The 21,978-nt window shown below is 52.8% G+C and carries 20 protein-coding genes and 2 pseudogenes; 13 read left to right on the forward strand and 9 right to left on the reverse strand.

The features are described from left to right. Positions 1-410: 410 nt before the first annotated feature. The 4 genes and pseudogenes from M1L23_RS08965 to xseA all read right to left on the reverse strand — a co-directional run bounded on the left by M1L23_RS08965 (position 411) and on the right by xseA (position 3,600). Entirely contained in the window at positions 411-929 is a 519-nt protein-coding gene (locus M1L23_RS08965) for a hypothetical protein (protein WP_252626998.1), read from the reverse strand. A 218-nt stretch (positions 930-1,147) separates the two neighbouring features. After that, positions 1,148-1,321, reverse strand: a pseudogene (locus M1L23_RS14865) (PA3496 family putative envelope integrity protein); the annotation flags it as partial. 105 nt (positions 1,322-1,426) lie between these two features. Then, positions 1,427-2,233, reverse strand: coding sequence for a M23 family metallopeptidase (locus tag M1L23_RS08970; protein ID WP_252626999.1), 807 nt, complete (start codon positions 2,231-2,233; stop codon positions 1,427-1,429). Beyond that, complete coding sequence (gene xseA / locus M1L23_RS08975) at positions 2,230-3,600, reverse strand: exodeoxyribonuclease VII large subunit (RefSeq protein WP_252627000.1); 1,371 nt, start codon at positions 3,598-3,600, stop codon at positions 2,230-2,232. The genes M1L23_RS08970 and xseA overlap by 4 nt, the downstream gene beginning before the upstream one ends. A gap of 135 nt (positions 3,601-3,735) precedes the next feature. Between xseA and guaB the strand changes: the two genes are divergently transcribed. From guaB to trbL, 10 genes are all read left to right on the forward strand, one after another. Beyond that, the gene (gene guaB / locus M1L23_RS08980) at positions 3,736-5,199 is read left to right on the forward strand and encodes an IMP dehydrogenase (RefSeq protein ID WP_252627001.1); all 1,464 of its coding nucleotides are present in this window, start codon (positions 3,736-3,738) and stop codon (positions 5,197-5,199) included. A gap of 124 nt (positions 5,200-5,323) precedes the next feature. Continuing rightward, positions 5,324-6,901 (forward strand): glutamine-hydrolyzing GMP synthase, encoded by a 1,578-nt coding sequence (gene guaA, locus M1L23_RS08985; RefSeq protein WP_252627003.1) that lies wholly within the window; start codon positions 5,324-5,326, stop codon positions 6,899-6,901. Between the two features lie 304 nt (positions 6,902-7,205). Then, positions 7,206-8,408, forward strand: a complete 1,203-nt coding sequence (locus tag M1L23_RS08990) for a tyrosine-type recombinase/integrase (protein ID WP_000954590.1) — start codon at positions 7,206-7,208, stop codon at positions 8,406-8,408. Positions 8,409-8,555: 147 nt separating this feature from the next. Continuing rightward, entirely contained in the window at positions 8,556-8,777 is a 222-nt protein-coding gene (locus M1L23_RS08995) for a helix-turn-helix transcriptional regulator (RefSeq protein ID WP_001179606.1), read from the forward strand. Positions 8,778-8,781: 4 nt separating this feature from the next. After that, positions 8,782-9,609, forward strand: a complete 828-nt coding sequence (locus M1L23_RS09000) for a helicase RepA family protein (protein ID WP_001162384.1) — start codon at positions 8,782-8,784, stop codon at positions 9,607-9,609. Then, on the forward strand, positions 9,596-10,477 hold the full coding sequence (gene repC / locus M1L23_RS09005; protein ID WP_000743064.1) for a replication protein C, IncQ-type: 882 nt from the start codon (positions 9,596-9,598) through the stop codon (positions 10,475-10,477). Before M1L23_RS09000 ends, repC begins: the two co-directional genes overlap by 14 nt. Before the next feature lie 1,032 nt (positions 10,478-11,509). Next, complete coding sequence (locus tag M1L23_RS09010; RefSeq protein ID WP_000024442.1) at positions 11,510-11,698, forward strand: FitA-like ribbon-helix-helix domain-containing protein; 189 nt, start codon at positions 11,510-11,512, stop codon at positions 11,696-11,698. A gap of 140 nt (positions 11,699-11,838) precedes the next feature. Continuing rightward, on the forward strand, positions 11,839-12,618 hold the full coding sequence (gene trbJ / locus M1L23_RS09015) for a P-type conjugative transfer protein TrbJ (RefSeq protein ID WP_000836966.1): 780 nt from the start codon (positions 11,839-11,841) through the stop codon (positions 12,616-12,618). Positions 12,619-12,630: 12 nt separating this feature from the next. Then, the gene (trbK, locus tag M1L23_RS09020) at positions 12,631-12,867 is read left to right on the forward strand and encodes an entry exclusion lipoprotein TrbK (RefSeq protein ID WP_000718002.1); all 237 of its coding nucleotides are present in this window, start codon (positions 12,631-12,633) and stop codon (positions 12,865-12,867) included. Positions 12,868-12,877: 10 nt separating this feature from the next. Then, positions 12,878-13,630 (forward strand): P-type conjugative transfer protein TrbL, encoded by a 753-nt coding sequence (gene trbL, locus M1L23_RS09025; protein WP_252627004.1) that lies wholly within the window; start codon positions 12,878-12,880, stop codon positions 13,628-13,630. A 66-nt stretch (positions 13,631-13,696) separates the two neighbouring features. Here trbL and M1L23_RS09030 read toward each other — a convergent pair whose 3' ends face one another. Then, positions 13,697-14,659, reverse strand: a complete 963-nt coding sequence (locus tag M1L23_RS09030; RefSeq protein WP_252627006.1) for an IS30 family transposase — start codon at positions 14,657-14,659, stop codon at positions 13,697-13,699. 79 nt (positions 14,660-14,738) lie between these two features. Then, on the reverse strand, positions 14,739-15,644 hold the full coding sequence (gene erm(42) / locus M1L23_RS09035) for a 23S rRNA (adenine(2058)-N(6))-methyltransferase Erm(42) (protein ID WP_252627007.1): 906 nt from the start codon (positions 15,642-15,644) through the stop codon (positions 14,739-14,741). A gap of 419 nt (positions 15,645-16,063) precedes the next feature. Between erm(42) and M1L23_RS09040 the strand changes: the two genes are divergently transcribed. From M1L23_RS09040 to M1L23_RS09050, 3 genes are all read left to right on the forward strand, one after another. Beyond that, positions 16,064-16,774 carry a recombinase family protein gene (locus tag M1L23_RS09040; protein WP_194433555.1) on the forward strand — a complete coding sequence of 237 codons (711 nt, stop codon included), beginning with the start codon at positions 16,064-16,066 and terminating at the stop codon, positions 16,772-16,774. After that, positions 16,771-16,995, forward strand: a complete 225-nt coding sequence (locus tag M1L23_RS09045) for a hypothetical protein (protein WP_000743213.1) — start codon at positions 16,771-16,773, stop codon at positions 16,993-16,995. The genes M1L23_RS09040 and M1L23_RS09045 overlap by 4 nt, the downstream gene beginning before the upstream one ends. A 210-nt stretch (positions 16,996-17,205) precedes the next feature. Further along, a complete protein-coding gene (locus tag M1L23_RS09050; protein ID WP_001120888.1) occupies positions 17,206-18,699 on the forward strand; it encodes an IS91-like element ISCR2 family transposase in 1,494 nt (497 codons plus the stop codon). Positions 18,700-18,934: 235 nt separating this feature from the next. Here M1L23_RS09050 and glmM read toward each other — a convergent pair. From glmM to M1L23_RS09065, 3 genes and pseudogenes are all read right to left on the reverse strand, one after another. Beyond that, positions 18,935-19,177: pseudogene (gene glmM, locus M1L23_RS09055) on the reverse strand (phosphoglucosamine mutase); the annotation flags it as partial. Positions 19,178-19,263: 86 nt separating this feature from the next. Next, complete coding sequence (sul2, locus tag M1L23_RS09060) at positions 19,264-20,079, reverse strand: sulfonamide-resistant dihydropteroate synthase Sul2 (RefSeq protein WP_001043260.1); 816 nt, start codon at positions 20,077-20,079, stop codon at positions 19,264-19,266. Positions 20,080-20,483: 404 nt separating this feature from the next. Further along, positions 20,484-21,953, reverse strand: a complete 1,470-nt coding sequence (locus tag M1L23_RS09065) for an MDR family MFS transporter (protein ID WP_252627008.1) — start codon at positions 21,951-21,953, stop codon at positions 20,484-20,486. Positions 21,954-21,978 lie beyond the last annotated feature (25 nt).

Here is a 21,978-nt window from a genome sequence, read left to right on the forward strand (position 1 = left end):
GCAGATCAAAGCTTTGTCAGTAGGCATGTAAACTCCGGCGACTGAGCGGCGCTGTGTGCAAGAGTTTGAGTGTTTTTAAACAAAATTTTTGCACTGCATGCTGGTTAATTTTTGCTCAACGCTTGCTATTAGGTGTTGTTTGTTACTAGTGTTTTTGACGACACGTGATGTGTTTATGATTGAAGCGAGCTGGACTTAGCAGCACCTTCAAGCCTGTCCACTTCAGTGATTTATACGCGGCCAGCATCCGTGGCCTACTTCAAGATTAGGCCTTGCGAAGGTTTAAGCAAGGTGGATCTAGGGAGGATGCTAGGAAGAGCGCGCGCCGATCGGCATGGGTCGAAAGGTTATATAACAACTTTTAACCTTGGCGTGAGTTTTCCCGCCAAGGTTTCGAGCTTTTGTGCTATTTATTCATCGGCAGGCGCGCTTTCACTTTTGCTTTGCCATGCATCGAACTTTTCGTTAACCAGTTCAATGGTTCGTTCTGAAACCTCTGGCAGCCAGCCTCCCAGAGCCTCTTTTGCTTCCTGGAAGCCTTTTAGGACAGCCGCCTTAACCTGTTCAAGGCGCTCAGGGTCGTCCTGCACTTGGGCAATAGCAAACTCGAAGATCCGACTCGCGGTCTGGTCGGCTCCCCAATAACCATCATCAGCGATGGCAGCGGTGGCCTCTGCAGAAGTTTTGGCTAATCCCTTCGTCTCTATGCCTTGTTCTTGCAAAAGATTGAGAACGTAATCGCGCAGGGCATTAAAGCTTGGACCCCAGTTGGACTTGGCGCTGATTTGACTGCTGTAGTCGGGGCTGACGCCGGCTTGCTCGGAGGGAGTGTAGGTATCCGCGCTGGACTTGGTCGCTGCTGCAGGCGCAGTTGGCTTGGTGTGCGCGACCGGCTGTATGGGAGGTGTATTTGTGATGCTGCTGACCATATCGATACCTTTTCCTTGAGTCTCTGCAGGAACTATCGGCAAAGTCTGAGGAAACTTTAGTCGGCGATAGGTTGGGGAGGTGTTTTCGATCTTGCGGTGGGAGAGACGTTGGACTCATGGCTTCTCACGGCCCAAGCACCCGCAGGTGCGGGTGCGGTTGGCGTGTTCGTGAGCTTATGAATCAGCTTTTCTGAGCATAGCGCTTCAGGGTGCATTTTTTACAAGTCATCATCGCCATCGGCGTCAAGATCGTAAGCACTTAGTTCGGCTTGTAAACGTTTTTGCTCGCGCAGATCTTCTATGGCGCGTCGGTAATCACGTTCACGTTCTTTATTTGACCCCGGGTTGCGCACCCGCGGGGGCTCTTCTTCAGGAATGGTATCGTCGATATCATCGTCGTTATCGTCGAGCNGGAGCTAGTGCTCAATAGCTGCGCTATATACCGTGTTTTAGCGCCGTTGAGAAATACATTTTTCATATGACGCGAAAAATCGTCCTTATGGTGACAAAAAAAGATCCGGATCGACCAGTGCACCGTTTAGGGCGATTCCCCAGTGTAAATGCGCTCCAGTGACCCGTCCGGTAGCGCCTACTAAACCAAGCACTGCACCGGTATCCAGTTCATCACCGGCTTTTACATCGATACGATCCAGATGGCAATACATGGTGATCACGCCGCCGCCATGATCAAGAAATACCGTGTTGCCATTAAAGAAAAACTCACCCGTGTCCAGTACCCGTCCTGGGGCGGGGACTTGGATGGGGGTTCCTGTGGGGACGGCGATATCTAGGCCGCTGTGAGGATTGCGCGGCTGACCATTGAAGACACTGCGTACGCCAAAAGGGCTGCTGCGTGGGCCTTGCACGGGCAGTACCATCGATAAGCTAGAAGGCTTTGGCGTGCTGAAGGTGTTTAGCGCGGCGCGTGAGCGCGCTGCTTCGCGTCGGTAACGTGCCAGTTGCTCGTCGCTGGGTTGAACATATTTAGGCTGTACCTTTAACTGGCGTTCAAGATAGGCCTTATCCTGCACCTCAAAACGATGCGGCTGACTGTTGACCATCAGCGTATGGGTACCGGGTTTGGCGGCCAAAGCCAGGCCGATGATGGCATGCCAGCCGTCTTGCTCCACAAGCAGCACGGGTTTGTTTTGATAGCGCACTTGAGGGGCTTTGGCGTAATCGCCCAGTGCGAGCACGGCAATGCCGCCGGGCACTCGGCTGTCTTGCGGCAGAACGAGTTCAGCAGATGCCGTGCCGGTGATGGTCAGCAGTAAGAATAGTGCGCTCTTTAGCCAGATTTTCATTTTTGATCCTCAATAAATTCAACTCGGCAGTGCAGTACGCCTTCTGCCAGCTCAGCTCGCACCGGCTCTCCCACCCTCACCTCGCGGTGACTCTTGATGACGCTGCCGCTGGCTTCGTGGCGCACGACGGAGTAGCCGCGGGCCAAGGTGGCAAGTGGGCTGATGGCATTAAGCTCAGCAGCCAGCGCTTGTAGGGTATGACCATGCTTTTGTAGCTGATGACGCATGGCTAAATTCAGTCGACGACCCAGTTCGCCGCGCTGAGTTTCAAGTTGGCTGATGCGCAGCTGCGGGTTTTGCCGCTGCAGTCGCTGCGTCGCATTTTGCTGGCGCAGCTCAAGCTCGCGCAAACGCCGTTGCTGCGCCTGTTGTAAGCGAGCCTCAAGCTCATCTAGGCGCTGTGTGGCATCAAGAAGACGGCGGCGGGGGTGATGTTGATCCAAATGTCGGCGCAGCCAGCCGATTCGCTCGCTGTGCCTATCCAATTGCCGGCGCATGGCCTGTGCGAGTCGCTGCTCTTGTTGTTCGATGCCCGCCAGCCAAGCGTGGCTGTCAGGACTGATCAGCTCGGCTGCCGCTGAAGGCGTGGCGGCGCGCTGATCGGCGACAAAGTCGGCGATGGTGAAGTCCACCTCATGGCCCACCGCCGACACCAGCGGCAACTGGCAGTCGAAAATGGCGCGGGCGACCCCCTCTTCGTTAAACGACCAAAGATCCTCCAACGAGCCACCGCCACGAGTGAGTAGCAGCATGTCCACTTCGTTGCGCTCAGAGGCTAAACGGATGGCATCGGCGATCTGCTCGGCTGACCCCGCACCTTGCACCGGCACTGGATAAATCAGCACCGATAGAGCTGGGAAGCGTCGTTTTAGCACCGTTAGCACATCTTGGATGGCTGCGCCGGTGGGTGAGGTGATTACGCCAAGGCGCTTAGGCAGGGCGGGCAGCGGTTTTTTATGAGCTGCGTCGAATAAGCCTTGTGCTTGCAGTTTGACTTTGAGCTGCTCAAAAGCCCGCTTGAGTGCACCGTCGCCGGCATCTTCCATGTGCTCAACGATGAGCTGAAAGTCCCCGCGCGCCTGATAGAGACTGATCCGCGCACGTACTAACACTTGATCGCCGTTTTTCGGCGCGTGACGCAGATGTTGGGCTTGGGAGCGGAACATGGCGCAGCGTATCTGCGCGCCGGAGTCCTTCAGCGTGAAGTAGCAGTGACCCGAACTGGGCCGCGAGAAATTGGATATCTCGCCTTCCACCCACAGAAGAGGAAAAGCGCTCTCTAAGAGCAGACGCACTTCCTGATTGAGCTGAGAGACGGAGTAAACCGCGCGGCCGTCGTTTGAGTCAGGTGTAAAGAGGCTAGTCATGCGCGGATGATAACAACGCCAACGGTCTAAATGTCTAAAAATCACAGGGTGGTTGAGGCCGGCGGCTCAGCTTTCTATAATGGCGGGCTATTTCACCGGTTCACGCCCTGTGGCCGGACATTAAGGTGGCATTCTATGCGGATCGTCCAAGACGCCCTGACTTTCGACGACGTACTTCTTATTCCAGCCCACACCACGTTTTTGCCTCGCGATGTTGATCTTTCAACGCAGCTAACTCGTGGTATCCGGCTCAATATCCCTCTGGTGTCGGCCGCCATGGACACGGTGACCGAGGCTAGGCTGGCTATCGCCATTGCTGAGCAAGGCGGTATCGGTATCATTCACAAAAACCTCACCGTCGAGCAGCAGGCGTATGAGGTGCGCAAAGTTAAGAAATTTGAAAGCGGCATTATCGCTGACCCGATCACCGTCTCGCCGACAACCACCATTGCTGAAGTGCTGGACCTAACACGTGCTCACGGCATCTCCGGCATGCCGGTGGTTAACGGTGAAGAGTTGGTTGGCATTGTCACCAGCCGTGATCTGCGTTTTGAAAACCGCTATGACGAACCGGTGTCGGTCGCCATGACGCCTAAAGAGCGACTGGTTACCGTGCGTGAAGGTACTGACCGCGAAGAAGCGTTGCGCTTATTGCATCAGCATCGCATCGAGAAAGTGCCCATTGTTAATGAGCGCTTTCAATTGCGCGGCATGATCACCGTGAAAGATATTCAAAAATCCAAGCACTATCCCTTTGCCTGTAAGGACGAGCACAGTCGTTTGCGCGTTGGCGCGGCCGTGGGCACGGGTGTGGGCACTGAGGAGCGTATCGCCGCACTGGTAGAGGCGGGAGTGGATGTGATCACGGTGGACACCGCTCATGGACACTCCCAAGGCGTACTCGATCGCATCAAATGGATTAAACAGCACTATCCTGATCTGCAGCTGATTGGCGGCAACATTGCCACTGCTGCTGCCGCACTGGCTTTGCAAGAAGCCGGCGTGGATGCGGTTAAAGTCGGCATAGGTCCTGGCTCGATCTGCACCACACGCATCATCGCTGGTGTGGGCGTGCCGCAAATTAGCGCCATTGCTAATGTCGCCAATGCGCTAAAAAGCAGTGGTCTGCCGGTTATTGCTGATGGTGGTGTGCGTTACTCCGGTGACATGGCCAAAGCACTGGCTGCGGGTGCACATAGCATCATGGTCGGTGGCCTGCTGGCCGGTACCGAAGAGGCGCCTGGCGATGTGGAGCTATACCAAGGCCGCTCCTACAAGTTCTATCGTGGCATGGGCTCTATTGGCGCGATGGCGCAGGCTCAAGGCTCTAGTGATCGCTACTTCCAGGAAGGCTCCGGTCAAGAGAAGCTGGTGCCAGAAGGAATCGAAGGCCGTGTGCCTTACAAAGGCAGCTTAGTTGCCATCGTCCACCAAATGATCGGTGGCGTACGCGCCAGCATGGGCTATGTGGGTTGCCAGAGCATCGATGAGATGCGAACCAAAGCTGAGTTTGTGCGCATCACCAACGCGGGCATGCGCGAGAGCCACGTACACGATGTGAGCATCACCAAAGAAGCACCTAACTACCGCATGGAGTAGGGCGCTTTGCGCAGCATCTTCTCTGCTACCCCTTGTTTTTGGGTAGCAGGGAGCGTTGATCAACAACACTCCTGCTGCTGGATTCGGTAGTGGGTTTTTGACTTTTAGGGCGAGTAAAAATTCTATGGCTGACGATATCCACGCCCACCGCATCCTAGTCATCGACTTTGGCTCGCAGTACACCCAACTGATTGCCCGGCGCGTGCGCGAAGCCGGCGTTTATTGTGAGATCTACGCTTACGATGCCGGCGATGAGTTGATCCGCGATTTTAGCGCTCAAGGCATCATCCTCTCTGGCGGACCCGAGTCAGCCGTGTTTGCGGACACTCCGCGCGTGCCGCAGGTCGTGTTTGATCTGGGCGTGCCCGTGTTAGGCATCTGCTACGGCATGCAGGCTATGGCCGCGCAATTAGGCGGCCGAGTTGAGGCGGTAGAGAGCAAAGAGTTTGGCTACGCGCAAGTGCGCGCCCACGGCCACTCGCTACTCTTAAAAGATATTGAAGATGAGCGCAGCAGCGAAGGCCATGGTCTGCTCGATGTTTGGATGAGCCACGGCGACCAAGTGGTAGAGCTGCCCGCTGGCTTTAAACTCATCGCCAGCACCGACAGCTGTCCCATCGCCGGCATAGCCGACGATGCACGTCGCTTCTACGGCATGCAATTTCACCCTGAAACCACCCACACCAAACAGGGTAAGCGCATTATCGAGCGCTTCGTGCATCAGATCTGCGGCTGCCCAGGCAACTGGACGGCAGGTAATATCATTAGCGATAGCGTTGCTAGCATTCGCAAGCAGGTTGGCAGCGATGAGGTGCTTTTAGGTCTCTCCGGTGGTGTCGATTCTTCCGTGGTCGCCGCGCTGCTGCACAAAGCCATCGGCGATCAACTCACCTGCGTGTTCGTCGATCACGGTCTGCTACGACTGGGCGAAGGTGATCAGGTGATGTCCACCTTCGCCGAGCACATGGGCGTGAAGGTGATTCGCGTGGATGCAGCCGAATTGTTTTTAGGACGGCTGGCCGGTGTCACCGACCCAGAAGAGAAGCGCAAAATTATTGGTCGCACCTTCATCGAAGTGTTCGATACCGAGTCGGCCAAACTTGAGAATGTCAAATGGCTGGCTCAGGGCACGATTTATCCGGATGTGATTGAGTCGGCGGGCAGCAAGACGGGGAAAGCTAAACCGATCAAGTCTCATCACAACGTCGGTGGCCTGCCGGAGACCATGAAGCTCAAGCTGGTGGAGCCGCTGCGCGAGCTGTTTAAAGATGAAGTGCGCCGCATCGGTGTTGAGCTCGGCTTGCCGGCCGGCATGGTTTACCGCCATCCTTTCCCCGGTCCCGGTTTGGGGGTGCGCATCCTAGGTGAGATCAAACCCGAGTACGCTGATCTGCTGCGCCGTGCTGACCATATCTTTATCGAAGAGCTGATTCGGCACAACTTGTACGACAAGGTCAGCCAAGCGTTTGCCGTGTTCCTGCCGGTCAAGAGCGTGGGTGTCGTAGGCGATGATCGGCGCTATGAGTACGTGATCGCACTGCGCGCGGTAGAGACCATTGATTTTATGACCGCCGGTTGGGCGCATCTTCCCTATGCGTTTCTGGAGTTGATGTCGCGAAGAATTATTAACGAAATTAGCGGTATTTCACGGGTGGTTTATGACATCTCAGGCAAGCCACCGGCAACGATTGAGTGGGAATGATTCCGCGTCTGGCACAGCCAGGCACCTGATGGCATGAAATGCCGCTAAGCCCGCGTAATTGCGGGCTTTTTTTTGTTTGTGTTTGGCACGATCTGGCAACGGGAGGAAGCGCCAAGCACCGTTTGAGCATGGCATTAAAGCTGGTATTATGGTTTGGCGATGCCATGATTGATGCCGATACCATGCTGCGTTCTTTTGTGTGTTCATGGTATTAATATTCTATAAGTTACTGTTTCGTAAGAAAAAATACGATAAATTCGAGATTTTTTCAGCATGGTATCGGAGACGAAGAAGGACAAGGTACATGCTGACCGATACCAAGCTGCGCAATCTCAAGCCCAGGGACAAACTCTACAAAGTGAATGACCGGGAAGGTCTCTATGTGGCAGTGACTCCAGCCGGCTCCATCTCGTTCCGTTACAACTACTCAATCAACGGTCGGCAGGAGACCATCACCTTTGGGCGTTATGGTGTCGGTGGCATCACCCTGGCCGAAGCCCGCGAGCTGTTGGGTGACGCCAAGAAGATGGTTGCGGCGGGCAAGTCGCCGGCCAAGGAGAAAGCCCGAGACAAGGCGCGGGTGAAAGATGCAGAGACGTTCGGTGCCTGGGCGGAGAAGTGGCTGCGTGGCTACCAGATGGCCGACTCCACCCGCGATATGCGCCGCTCGGTTTATGAGCGTGAGCTGAAGCCGAAATTCAGCAATCAGAAGCTGGTGGAGATCACCCACGAAGACTTGCGGGCGCTGGCTGATGCCATTGTTGAGCGAGGCGCACCGGCCACCGCCGTTCATGTGCGTGAAATCGTGTTGCAGGTATTTCGCTGGGCCATCGAGCGTGGGCAGAAGGTCGAAAACCCGGCAGAACTGGTGCGCCCAACAAGCATCGCTCGATTCGAGCCACGTGACCGAGCGTTGACGCCAGAAGAAATTGGGCTGATGTACCAGTACATGGAGCGAGTGGGCACAAGCCCAACAAACCGTGCGGCGGCCAAGCTGTTATTGCTGACGATGGTGCGCAAGAGCGAGCTGACCAATGCGACCTGGAGCGAGATCAATTTCAGCGAAGCGTTGTGGACGATTCCAAAGGAGCGGATGAAACGCCGTAACCCGCACCTGGTATTTCTGTCCCAGCAGGCTCTGGATATTTTCATTGCCATGAAAACCTTTGCCGGTGGTTCCGACTTCGTTTTGCCATCACGGTACGACTCGGATGCGCCGATGAGCGCTGCCACACTTAACCAGGTGCTGACGCTGACTTACAAGGCGGCGCAGAAAGATGGGAAGTCACTTACCAAGTTCGGACCGCATGATTTGCGGCGCACAGCCAGCACGCTGTTGCATGAGGCCGGCTACAACACCGACTGGATCGAGAAGTGCCTGGCGCACGAGCAGAAGGGCGTGAGGGCTGTCTACAACAAGGCTGAGTACCGCGAGCAGCGGGCGGCGATGTTGCAGGATTGGGCCGATATGATTGATGAGTGGACTTCGGGAGGCAGTAAGGGTTGATGTTTTTGCTATCTTTGATAGCATTGAAGTTGATGCCGTGAATTTATAAATAAGGCCGCCATTGGCATCGGGCAGGTCAATTACCGATTAGCTGCTTCGCGCAGCTACTCGATGAATAGCAACTATTCATTTGAGAGGTATTGACCCATGCAAAATATAAAGACCCTCATCAACAGGAAGAAGCTCCTGGAGATGATCCCGCTTTCGACACGAACAATTTATAACCTGGAGCAGCGAGGGGATTTTCCACGCCGTATCGCGTTAACCAGTAGAAATGTCGCCTGGGATTTGTCAGAGGTCGAAGAGTGGATTGAGGCACGTAAATCATCGGGTGATCAAGCTGCGCGACCTGGCCCTATAGAGGGCTAGTTATATGGCTCTTGATCTTATGGCGGCTTTCACGGAATTGCCGCCACCCATTGATTATGTTCTGCCTAATATGGTTGCTGGCACTGTTGGTGCTCTTGTGTCGCCTGGTGGGGCTGGTAAATCCATGTTGGCCCTTCAATTGGCTGCACAGATTGCAGGCGGGCCTGATTTACTTGAAATAGGCGAGTTTCCCACCGGGCAAGTGGTCTATCTGCCTGCTGAAGATCCACCGGCCGCTATTCACCATCGTCTGCACGCCCTTGGGGCACACCTCAGCGCAGCGGAACGGCAAGCCGTGGCTGATGGTTTGCTCATTGAACCCTTGATCGGTAAATGCCCAAACATCATGGCTGCTAGCTGGTTCGATGCTCTCAAACGAGCCGCTGAAGGTCGTCGCTTGATGATCTTGGACACTTTGCGGCGCTTCCACATTGAGGAGGAGAACGCTAGCGGGCCGATGGCGCAGGTTGTTGGGCACATGGAGGCCATAGCCGCTGATACAGGCTGCTCCATTGTGTTTCTGCACCACGCGAGTAAAAGCGCAGCCATGATGGGGTCGGGCGATCAACAGCAGGCCAGTCGTGGATCGTCCGTACTGGTTGATAACATCCGTTGGCAATCGTACCTATCCGGCATGACGCAAGGCGAGGCCGAGATACTGGGGGTCGATGATTGTCAGCGTGGGTATTTTGTCCGCTTTGGCGTCAGCAAGGCCAACTATGGCGCACCTTTTCAAGAACTCTGGTTTAGACGGCACGACGGCGGCGTGTTGAAGCCTGCTGTACTGGAGCGGCAGTGCAAGGTGAAAAGGAGACAGCGTGAAGAAGCCTAAGCATGACCTGACCCACGTCCGACATGATCCCGCGCACTGTTTGGCACCTGGCCTGTTCCGCAGCCTCAAGCGTGGCGATCGCAAACGCTGCAAGCTGGACGTGACCTACACCTTTGGCGAGGACGAATCCATGCGTTTCGTCGGATTCGAACCTCTCGGGGCCGATGATATGCGTCTTTTGCAAGGCATCGTGGCCCTTGGCGGCCCGAACGGCATCTTGCTAACCCCGGAACCGACCAGTGAGACGGGGCGACAGCTACGGCTATTCCTTGAACCCCGTTTCGAAGCCATTGAGCAAGACGGCTTGGTGGTTCGTGAGAGCCTGACCAAACTGCTCTCAGAAACGGGCATGACGGATAGCGGCGACAACATCAAGGCGCTCAAAGCCAGCCTGCTGCGCATGTCGAACGTCACCATCCTTGTGACGAAGGGACGGCGGCAAGCCGCGTTCCACCTGATGAGTCATGCTTTTGACGAGACGGACGGCAGGCTATGGGTTGCCCTGAATCCGCGTATTGCCGAAGCGATCCTGGGGCATCGTCCATATGCCCGTATCGACATGGCGGAAGTGCGGGTGCTACAGACTGATCCGGCACGGCTGATGCACCAACGGCTATGCGGCTGGATCGACCCCGGCAAATCCGGGCGCGTGGAACTGGACACGCTTTGCGGCTATGTCTGGCCAGATGAAGCCAATGCCGAAGCTATGAAAAAACGCCGTCAGACTGCCCGGAAGGCACTGGCCGAACTTGCCGCCGTGGGTTGGGTAGTGAACGAATACGCCAAGGGAAAATGGGAGATCAAGAGGCCTGGCCCCACGGCAACGGCACCCGTTTACCGTCGTAACGTTCCCTTGTTACCGTCGTAACGCTCCCCTTCTGCCGTCGTAACGTTCCCCGTCCCAATTTGGAAAACCCAGACGGTGCGCTGCTTTGCGGGCAGTTTGGGAAATCCATCCAAGATTATCTAAAGATAATCCATCATGCGCGGTGCAGCTCGCGCCTTGAGGGCGCGTTCTGACCTTGCCAATAAAGCCCTGGCGGGCTTTATCAATCGGCCATAGGCCGATGGTTTAACGCCAAGAAGAGAAGGCGGCTTCAGTGGCCGCTGAAACGCCTTGTGAGAGGGGAAAACAACCCGGAGTCCCTTATTCCATGAGCTGAAGCAGAATCTGCGTCTAACGGTGCTGGAGGGCCGCTGTGTGCACTTGTAGTTATCTGTACTGAAACCTTGGCTCGAAACGTGAAATGGCTAAGCAGTGCCCATTCGTTCGGTAAGAATAATAAGAAGATTATTATTCTTATTATTACCAAGCAGGAATGAGCCGTGTGTGTTGGACGCCCATAACCAGTAACCTGCGTGAAGGTGTCAACATCAGGAAAGGTTGCCCCTCAAGTATCAATACGTCGCCTTAGTGGTATGACGGGAGGGGAGGCAAATTTCTTGTGTTCATTGACACTTGAGGGGCGGGTTATGCCCTTCTTTTTTGGCGTCCAACTCGCCCCATCGGGGCGAATGGTTTGTGTCGATTGTTGGCATTTTAGGTTCCGATTTAAAGCCGATTGAGCAGCGATTTTGAAGCGACTATGTCGATTGCAGGCCGATTTGGTGACGATTACGGTTATGTTGCCAAGAATCGGTGTTTGTTTGACGATAAAACGCTTTACGTTCGATATGCGCTAGATTTTCAATAGTGGGTGAAATGCGGGCAGGATGGGTGAAGTTAGCTAACCGGCAAGCCGGTTATCTATCTTCACTGTCCCTTATTCGCGCCGGGGGCACTCAACGGGAATCCTGCCCTGCGGGGCTGATCGGCTACCGCCGGTTGCAAGAGTATAGGTCTTGCTATTTTTAATATCTTTGATAGCATGGTTGTCGGGTACACCAAAAGGGTATTGATATGGCAAATGTGCTTATCAGGAATTTACCCGCCGAGGTGCACCGTGCGTTGAAAGTTCGAGCAGCGCTCAACGATAGGAGCACCGACGCGGAAATACGCGAAATACTGACGGCGGCAGTACAGCCGCTAGAGCTTGAAGAGATTGGCCGGGAAGTTGGCTTGTCCGAAAGCGATAAAAAAACAGAGTAGTTTTACGTTTGTAAGTCCGGGCCTCAGCGCCAAGGGCAATACCGATCAGCTAGTGGCGTAGCTCTTCGATGAAACGTTGCCGAGAACAAGCACAACGCTTGGTCAAGGCAATGCCTTCTTTTCATCGACGGAGTACGACCATGAAGTCCAAAATTTTAGCGGCTAAAAAAACCGCTCTAGCCGTTGCACTCGCAACCGGCTTTATCACCACTACCACCGCCCCTGTGCAAGCTGGTATCCCCGTCATCGACGGCGGCAACCTGGCCCAGAACATCATGACGGCCATCGAGTCGGTGGCGCAGACGCTCAAGCAGATTGAGCAGTACCAGACCCAGTTGCAGCAGTACGAAAATCAGCTCCAGAACACGATGGCCCCAGCCGCGTATATCTGGGATCAGGCGCAGACTACGATCAACCGGCTGATTGCCGCGCAAAACACGCTGGCCTATTACGAGAACCAGCTAGGCAGCCTGGATCGTTACCTGGCCAAGTTTCAGGACGTGGCCTATTACCGCAGCTCGCCATGCTTCAACGGCAGCGGCGGATGCACGCCGGCCGAAAAGGCAGCGATGGAAGAGAACCGCCGCCTGGCGTCAGAGTCGCAAAAGAAGGCCAACGATGCCCTGTTCCAGACCGTTGCCGACCAGCAAAAGGCTTTGAAGGATGACGCCCGTACCCTGGAGCGGCTGCAAGGCGCGGCCCAGGGTGCAACTGGCCAGCTACAGGCCATCGGCTACGCCAACCAGCTCGCCAGCCAGCAGGCCAATCAGCTCTTGCAGATTCGCACCATGTTGACCGCCCAACACAACGCGGAGGCAGCCCGGATTGCAGCAGAACTCGATGCCGAGGCGCGAGGTGATGCCAGGGCCGAGCAAATGCGTACCTGGACGTTTCGCCCGAGTCCGGCAGACAACTACTAGGGAGGCGGTGAGATGAAAAAAATCTTTTTTACTACCGCGGCTACGTTGCTGTTGTTGGCTGGATGTGAACAGGAAAGGATGCCCGAACCAAATGCGGCGACGTGTGCCCCCGATGCGTTCCAGGCAGCACTGAATGAAATGCGCAGCGAAGCGAACCGAGAGGCCTTTACCGAGGAATGCAGAGCATTCCAGAAGGCCAAGCAGATGCGTCAGTGGGAGTTCAAGCCCAGCCCTAAAGATGATTATTGAGGTGGTCGCCATGAGAAAGAAAATTGCTCTAGGTGGCTTGATGATGGTCGCCACAATGGTGCTGGCTGAACCTGCAATGGCGCAGGAGCTAAGTAGCAGCGGTGTTATGAATGATGTGCTCAAGCGTTTTCATGATGCTGCCGCAACATGGGGGCCAGCTATTGAGTCCGCTGCATCGCGTTTGTTCTGGACGCTGGTTGTGATTTCGATGGTCTGGACATTCGGCATGATGGCTTTGCGCAAGGCCGACATTGGCGAGTTCTTCGCGGAGTTCGTTCGCTTCACGATCTTCACCGGCTTTTTCTGGTGGTTGCTGACGAATGCGAACCAGGGCATGAATATCGCCGGTACGATTGTTCAGTCATTGCAAACTCTGGGCGCGCAGGCGGGGGGACTTTCCAATAGCAATCTTGGGCCCTCCAGCATCCTTGATCTTGGTTTCGAGTTATACAACCGCACAGTACAGGCCACCTCGGAGCTGGGATGGCGGCAGATGGCAACTGCTCTGGTCATGGAGCTAATGGCCCTGGCTGTTTTGTTTGTCCTGGCGTTGATTGCGGTCAACCTGTTGCTGTTGCTCGCATCAGCCTGGATTCTGTTGTATGCCGGTGTGTTCTTCCTTGGCTTTGGTGGAAGTCGTTGGACTTCCGACATGGCGATCAATTACTACAAGACCGTGCTGGGCCTGGCCGCACAGCTTATGGCAATGGTGCTTCTGGTTGCGATTGGCAAAGAGTTCATCAAGCAAAATAACAGAAAATAGATAAACGGCAGATAAGGAAAAGCTAAATGTTAAAATTAAAGCTAGAAAACATAACTTAGATTCAACTCATAAGTGCAACGCAACTAAGTGCTCGTAAAGTACTTCATTTGGTGTTCGAAATCTAAGTGTTTTTCTTGGTCTATTGTTTAGTTGATCCATTACTTGCTCCATATCCTTGTCTGCCAATTCAGTGAAAGAACTCTTTTTCGGAAAGTACTGACGAATCAGTCCATTCGTATTTTCGTTGAGTCCTCTTTCCCACGAAGCATAGGGATGAGCAAAATAAAAATCTGTCTTAAGCTCTTTAGCAATTTCACGGTGCATTGCGAACTCTTTACCGTTGTCGGCTGTGATAGTATGCACCAAGCCTTTGAATGGCTTAAGCATCGATATTATTGCGTTCTTGACGTTATCAGCCGTTCTTTTTTCAACCTTTCTGATTAAGGTTGTTTTGGTTTTCCGTTCAACCAACGAAACAATTGCTTGCTTGTGGCCTTTGCCGATAACCGTGTCTACTTCCCAGTCGCCAACTCGCTCTTTGGTGTCAACAACGGATGGGCGCTCATCTATCGATATTCTGTGCGGTATCTGGCCTCTAGGTGATTTACCGTTGATGCGCTTACCATACTTTTTCTTACGGCGAAGATGTCTATGTAGAGTGCCGCCGCAGGCTTTGTCAGCGTATATGTGCTGGTAAATTCGTTCGTGACTCACACTAAAAAGCTTACAGATTGCTAGCCGCCCACTGATTTGCTCTGGGCTCCAATCTAGCTTTAAGTAGTCTTCAATAATCGCCCAGTGGAGCTCCGTTAAACAGCGTTTAGACTTCTGTTTATGACGGCTTTCTGCAAACTGTTGAGCCTGATTGGGTTTATAACCACGAAGCCCCTTATTGCGTTGTATTTCACGACTAACAGTCGACTTATGTACGCCTATCACTTCCGCTATTTTGGTGAGCGATTGACTTGTTTTTAGTAAGGCAGAAATCTGGTATCGTTGCCCACTGGTGAGCTGTGTGTAGTGTCTCATAGTGCTTCTCTAATCTTGCCGGATTAAAAAGCTAAGATGCTACCGCAGCTTGCCTTCCAACCCAAATCAAGTGTTGCACTTACGAGTTGAATTCACCCTTTCTATTTCTATGAATCTTTTCTAAACTAGACTCATGTTCTAACATTCTTTTATACGAATTGTTAACTAAAACTTTTTTATCCTTGCTTACCATGTTCGAATTATAGAGTTTAAACATTTTTAGCCAAAATTCATAACTCCAATTACTTATATTTGAATCATCATTAATTCGGCTTTCTTTTAAAATTATTTTTTGTTGCTTATAACTAAAAATTCGTTTTGTTTTTTCTTTAAATGTAACTCCCTTTTCTAAAAAGACAAAGGCTAAAAAATCTTTCCAAGCATGCCTGTCTTCAAGGTTTATATCTGTAAAGTCTTTATAAGAAAATTGGCCCAAAATAATGTTTGCGTTTGGAGCTGGCTTAAAATCAAATTTGCTAAAGCTATGCAATATGTTAGTTTTGAAAAATGGTTTATATAATAAAGATTTATAAGACTCCTTGTAAGATGGTGCACCCGCATACTTTAAAAAAGGTTCATATTGCATAATTAAAAAAGTATCTAAGGGTGGGTTCTCACTATCTAACAATTTATTTAAAATGCTTGCCGTTATGTTAAATGGAATGTTTGAAAAAACTTTATAATTATGGTCTGGTAAATTGTATTTTAAAAAATCGGCTTCAATAATAGACACATTTGAACTTTTAAATTCATGGGTCAACTTATCAGCCAATACACTATCGAACTCAATAGCAGTAACGGCTTTGCAGATTTTGCTTAATGCCTTGGTTATTATGCCTTTTCCAGGCCCAATCTCAACAACAAAATCCTCCTTAGTTATATTGCTTTTAAAAAGCAAATCTTCGACTAATTTAGTATTATGCAAAAAATTCTGTGAGTCTTTAATGTTGAAATTTTTGTTTTTTATTTTAGTGTTTTTATTCATATCCATATATTACAATTATAGACTGATTTTGTCAAGTAAGAATTGTTTTGATTTATGTATAATTCCTACAAGTTCGGAAATTTAAAAATGAAAGAAGCCTGAAATTATCAGGCTTCAAGCTTGTAAGATTTTTAAGATTATATTCTGCTATAACAACAAGTTTAAAAAGCGTTTATTATTCAGCCTGCGCTCTATAAAATACCGCAACTACATTAGATATTAAATGCACAACTTGTAATACCATATAATAGCATTAAAAATTTGATGTTCTAACGGCAAATTTCTCATTAATAAACTTATTATCAAAACCATAATTGAGATGGTTACTATCTGAATAATGTATAATGGCTTGTTTTTTCTATTACTTGATTTTTTTATAAAATTATTAATTAATAAACCACCAAATAAAAGTAATAAAATTGGTATTATTAACAGAAAGTAAAAAACTCAGCACCGACGCGCAGGACTTGGAACGCCAAGAGGCGATCACTACGGCCGCGAAGGCCGCCGGCTACTACGTCGCCGGCATCTACCGTGAGAAGGCATCCGGCGCACGCGCCGACCGGCCTGAGCTGCTGCGCATGATCGGCGACCTACAGCCCGGCGAGGTGGTCATTGCCGAGAAGATCGACCGCATCAGCCGCCTACCTTTGCCCGAGGCCGAGCGCCTGGTGGCCTCGATACAGGCCAAAGGCGCACGCCTGGCCGTCCCTGGCGTGGTCGATCTATCCGACCTGGCGGCCGAGGCCCAGGGCGTCGCCAAGATCGTGCTGGAAGCCGTGCAGATCATGCTTTTTCGCCTGGCCTTGCAGATGGCCCGCGACGACTACGAGGACAGGCGCGAACGCCAGCGCCAAGGCATTGAGTTGGCCCGCCAGGCCGGGCGGTACAAGGGCCGCCGTGCTGATCCGAAGCGCCGCGCCCAAGTTGTCGCGCTGCGCAAGTCCGGCTACAGCATCAACAAGACCGCCGAGCTGGCCGGGTACAGTGCGGCCCAGGTGAAACGGATATGGGCCGAGGTCAGCCAGGCCGAAGCGAAGCAGCACGGCGCGTTCGTGGAGGACGCATTGACGGAAGCCGATGCCCTGGCCGCTGTCGGCCAGGATGAGCGCCAGGAGGAAAGGGCATGAAGAAGCCGAACCAAGACGACGAGCCGTTTTTCATCACCGAGGAGATTGCGGCCGAAATGATCGCCGGCGGCTATGAGTTCGAGCTGCCGCCCATTCCTTGCACCATCCGCCTACGCGACGTGCTGGAGCGCATGACCGATGCTGAGCTAGCATTGCAGCCGGGCGAGATCGCCGACCAGGAGCGTGAACGCTGCCGGCGCAAGCCGTGTTCAACCTCATGATCTGGTCATGGTATTTTTCATGGCACTGAGCCTGATAGTTCTTGCAAATTGTTGTCACTAAAGGGTTTTGTGTGCTTGTTTACAATCGAGTGGGAGTGACGGGCACTGGCTGGCAATGTCTAGCAACGGCAGGCATTTCGGCTGAGGGTAAAAGAACTTTCCGCTAAGCGATAGACTGTATGTAAACACAGTATTGCAAGGACGCGGAACATGCCTCATGTGGCGGCCAGGACGGCCAGCCGGGATCGGGATACTGGTCGTTACCAGAGCCACCGACCCGAGCAAACCCTTCTCTATCAGATCGTTGACGAGTATTACCCGGCATTCGCTGCGCTTATGGCAGAGCAGGGAAAGGAATTGCCGGGCTATGTGCAACGGGAATTTGAAGAATTTCTCCAATGCGGGCGGCTGGAGCATGGCTTTCTACGGGTTCGCTGCGAGTCTTGCCACGCCGAGCACCTGGTCGCTTTCAGCTGTAAGCGTCGCGGTTTCTGCCCGAGCTGTGGGGCGCGGCGGATGGCCGAAAGTGCCGCCTTGCTGGTTGATGAAGTACTGCCTGAACAACCCATGCGTCAGTGGGTGTTGAGCTTCCCGTTTCAGCTGCGTTTCCTGTTTGCCAGCCGGCCCGAGATCATGGGGTGGGTGCTGGGCATCGTTTACCGCGTCATTGCCACGCACCTGGTCAAGAAAGCGGGCCATACCCACCAAGTGGCCAAGACGGGCGCGGTCACCCTGATCCAGCGTTTTGGATCGGCGCTCAATCTGAATGTTCACTTCCACATGCTGTTTCTCGACGGTGTGTATGTCGAGCAATCCCACGGCTCAGCGCGTTTCCGCTGGGTCAAGGCGCCGACCAGCCCAGAGCTCACCCAGCTGACGCACACCATCGCCCACCGGGTGGGTCGCTATCTGGAACGGCAAGGCCTGCTGGAACGGGATGTCGAAAACAGCTATCTGGCCTCGGATGCGGTGGATGACGACCCGATGACACCCCTGCTGGGGCACTCGATCACTTACCGTATCGCTGTCGGTTCACAGGCGGGGCGAAAGGTGTTCACTTTGCAAACTCTGCCGACCAGTGGTGATCCGTTCGGTGACGGGATTGGCAAGGTAGCCGGGTCCAGCCTGCACGCCGGCGTGGCGGCCAGGGCCGATGAACGCAAGAAGCTCGAACGGCTGTGCCGGTACATCAGCCGCCCGGCGGTATCCGAGAAGCGGCTGTCGTTAACACGAGGCGGCAACGTGCGCTACCAGCTCAAGACGCCGTACCGGGACGGCACCACGCACGTCATTTTCGAACCATTGGATTTCATTGCAAGGCTGGCCGCCCTGGTACCGAAGCCCAGAGTCAACCTAACCCGCTTCCACGGGGTGTTCGCACCCAACAGTCGGCACCGGGCGTTGGTCACGCCGGCAAAACGGGGCAGGGGCAACAAGGTCAGGGTGGCTGATGAACCGGCAACACCAGCACAACGGCGAGCGTCGATGACATGGGCGCAACGGCTCAAGCGTGTTTTCAATATCGACATCGAGACCTGCAGCGGCTGCGGCGGCGCCATGAAAGTCATCGCCTGCATTGAAGACCCTATAGTGATCAAGCAGATCCTTGATCACCTGAAGCACAAAGCCGAAACCAGCGGGACCAGGGCGTTACCCGAAAGCCGGGCGCCACCGGCTGAGCTGCTCCTGGGTCTGTTTGACTGACGAGCCTGAAGGCCAACGATACCAATCAAAATGCTGCGTTCACAGCGCCGCGGCAGGGATCCGCCGTGCTGGTTGTCGGAAAAGGAGCCGCTAGTGGGAAAGAGGAGGGTAAATTTTCAGCGTTGCTGGCTCCCCGTCAGCCGGATTGGGTTGCATCGCAGGGGTGTCGAAAGAGTCAACTGCGGTCCAAAGCTGTTGGACTTGGGTGAAAAGGGCGTTTATTCTTCCTATACGTTGTCGGCAGCGGGCCAAAAAGGAATACGTCCATGCCCATCGAGGTGAAACCGGCTGTGAGCGCGGGTTCAAGCATATAGCCCGACAGGCGCGTATCCTTGCCGATCACGACACGATGGCGGTGGTCACCGCGACGAAAGACACGGCCAGCCGCCATGCCGACGCGCAAGGCGGTTTCCGCCGTCATCGCGCCTTCGTTGGCTTTGCCACGAATACCGTCTGTGCCGAAATATTTGCGCACCATAAGGTCGATTATCCTGTCGTCGGGTCGCCCTCAAAGGGGACATGCCTGCTGAACCGCGAATATAGAGAAATATCCCGAATGTGCAGTTAACGAATTCTTGCGGTTTCTTTCAGCGCCGCCAATACCGCCAGCCCGTCGCGCAAGGGGCGCGGCTCGTGTGTGCGGATGAAGTCAGCTCCACCTGCGGCGGCGGCAAGCTCTGCAGCGAGTGTCGCGGCCCCGACATCCCCCGGACCACGGCCTGTGAGCGCGCGCAGAAAGGATTTGCGCGAAACAGACAGAAGCACCGGCAAATCGAAGCGCAGCCGCAATTCATCGAACCGCGCCAGCACCGAGAGCGAGGTTTCGGGAGCAGCCCCCAGAAAAAACCCCATGCCGGGATCAAGGACAAGGCGGTTGCGTTTGATACCGGCACCCGTCAGCGCCGCGATGCGCGCGTCAAAGAACGCCGCAATGTGATCCATGATGTCGCCAGCGGGTGCCTCGCGCCGATCTGCCTGCCCGTCTTGCACCGAATGCATAACGACGAGTTTGGCAGATGATTTCGCCAATTGCGGATAGAACGCAGCGTCTGGAAAACCGCGAATATCATTGAGATAGGCCACACCACGCGACAAGGCATAGGCTTGCGTCGCGGGTTGATAACTGTCGAGCGAGACGGGAATGCCATCTGCCTTGAGCGCGTCCAGCACCGGCGCGATACGCGCGATTTCTGTGTCGGACGAAACAGGCGCGGCGTCGGGATTGCTGGATGCCGGACCGAGGTCGATCACATCTGCCCCCTCGGCCATCAGCTTACGCGCCTGCGCAATGGCTGCGTCTGGCGCCAGATACCGGCCTCCATCGGAGAAACTGTCCGAGGTTATGTTGACGATGCCGAAAATGATGAGCGATTTATTCATGGGGGCTTCTATAATAATAATAATCGAGCATGAGTCTCATACGGATGCTCGGGTCGAAAGGGAATCCCCAGGCGAGTAACCTGTTTGCGGTGATCCATTAGCTGCAGGAGCAGAATAGCATACATCTGGAAGCAAAGCCAGGAAAGCGGCCTATGGAGCTGTGCGGCAGCGCTCAGTAGGCAATTTTTCAAAATATTGTTAAGCCTTTTCTGAGCATGGTATTTTTCATGGTATTACCAATTAGCAGGAAAATAAGCCATTGAATATAAAAGATAAAAATGTCTTGTTTACAATAGAGTGGGAATAGCTCCTACTAAGTTCCCAGCTTAGTTCGACATAAGCAACGTAATACCAAAGCCCATGATGAAGTTATTCGCTCATCATGGGCTTTTTTGTTGATACCCTTAATGAACTCGCGAAGACTTTATAAACAACGACAGAATAAAGCCGCTCAGCGCAAGGGTAATGCCCAAAATAAACGCGGTTTGTACCCCAGCTGTTAGTGAAGTGCTGGCAAGCAATGGGTCTGAAGGGTCGGCAACCCGCTGCAAGAAACTATTCTGTGAGGTGGACATAATGGTAATCGCCAGCGCCGTGGCAATAGACCCAGACACCTGCATAAAGGTGTTGATCAAGGCTGTTCCGTCTGGGTACAGCTCTCGGGGTAGCTGATTCAACCCATTGGTTTGGGCAGGCATCATTACTAAAGTAACGCCAAGCATAAGGCCTGAATGCAACATAACCATCATGCTAATAGAGGTTGTGGTGGTTACATTCGACAGCTGCCACAACACTATAGCCATAATAATAAAGCCAGGGGTAATAAGCCATTTGGGGCCAAATCTATCAAATATCCGCCCCGCAATTGGCGACATAATGCCATTTAAAACGCCGCCAGGCATAAGCACCAAACCCGCCGCAAGGGCAGTAAGCCCAAGCCCCATTTGCAGGTATAAGGGCAACAGAATCATGCTCGATAAAATAATCATGAAGGTGGCAATAACGCACAGCACCCCTAAAGTAAACATAGGGTATTTAAAGGCGCGCAAATCGAGCATGGGCTTTTCGAGCTTGAGCTGCCGTAAGGAAAATATAACTAGCGAAATTAGGCCTATAATAAGTGCACTAATTACAACCGCACTGCCCCAACCTTTGCTGCCAGCTTCGCTAAACCCGTACACAATGCCACCAAAGCCAAGGGTTGAAACCACAATGGAAAACACATCTATTTTAGGTTTAGTTAGCTCCGTAACGTTTTGCACAAAGGCCAGCCCGTATACTAATGAAAAAGCCAGAAACGGCATCAGTAACCAAAGAATCCAATTCCAACTCAATAGCTCAATAATTAAGCCAGCAGCAGCGGGCCCAGTAGCCGGTGCTGTCATTAACACCAGGCCAATTAAACCCATAATGGAGCCTCTTTTCTCAATAGGAAAAATAATAAGTACCGTATGAAACATAAGGGGAATAATTAAGCCGGTACCAACTGCTTGAATAACACGGCCTAGCAGTAACACACTGAACGAAGGAGCTATGCCCGATACCACAACGCCAACAATTGAAAACAGTAATGAAGCAACAAATAATTGCCGGGTTGTAAACGATTGTATTAACAAGGCTGAAACAGGAATAAGTATGCCCATGGTTAATAAATAACCAGTGGTTATCCATTGCACCGTAGAAGAAACCACATTTAGCTCAATCATTAAACGGCCAAGGGCCATATTTAATGCGGTTTCACTAAATAGGCCGATAAAACCGGCAATTAAAAAAGAAATTAAAATGGGTACAGGGCGGATAATTTTTTGTTCTTGCTCGCTTGTGTTAGAAGGCGTTGCAGCGCAGTTATTTGGTTCAATTGCAATACTAGACATTAAATTACTCTTCGCTGATTAACAG

This window comes from Aliidiomarina quisquiliarum, assembly GCF_023922585.1.
Classification (GTDB): domain Bacteria; phylum Pseudomonadota; class Gammaproteobacteria; order Enterobacterales; family Alteromonadaceae; genus Aliidiomarina; species Aliidiomarina quisquiliarum.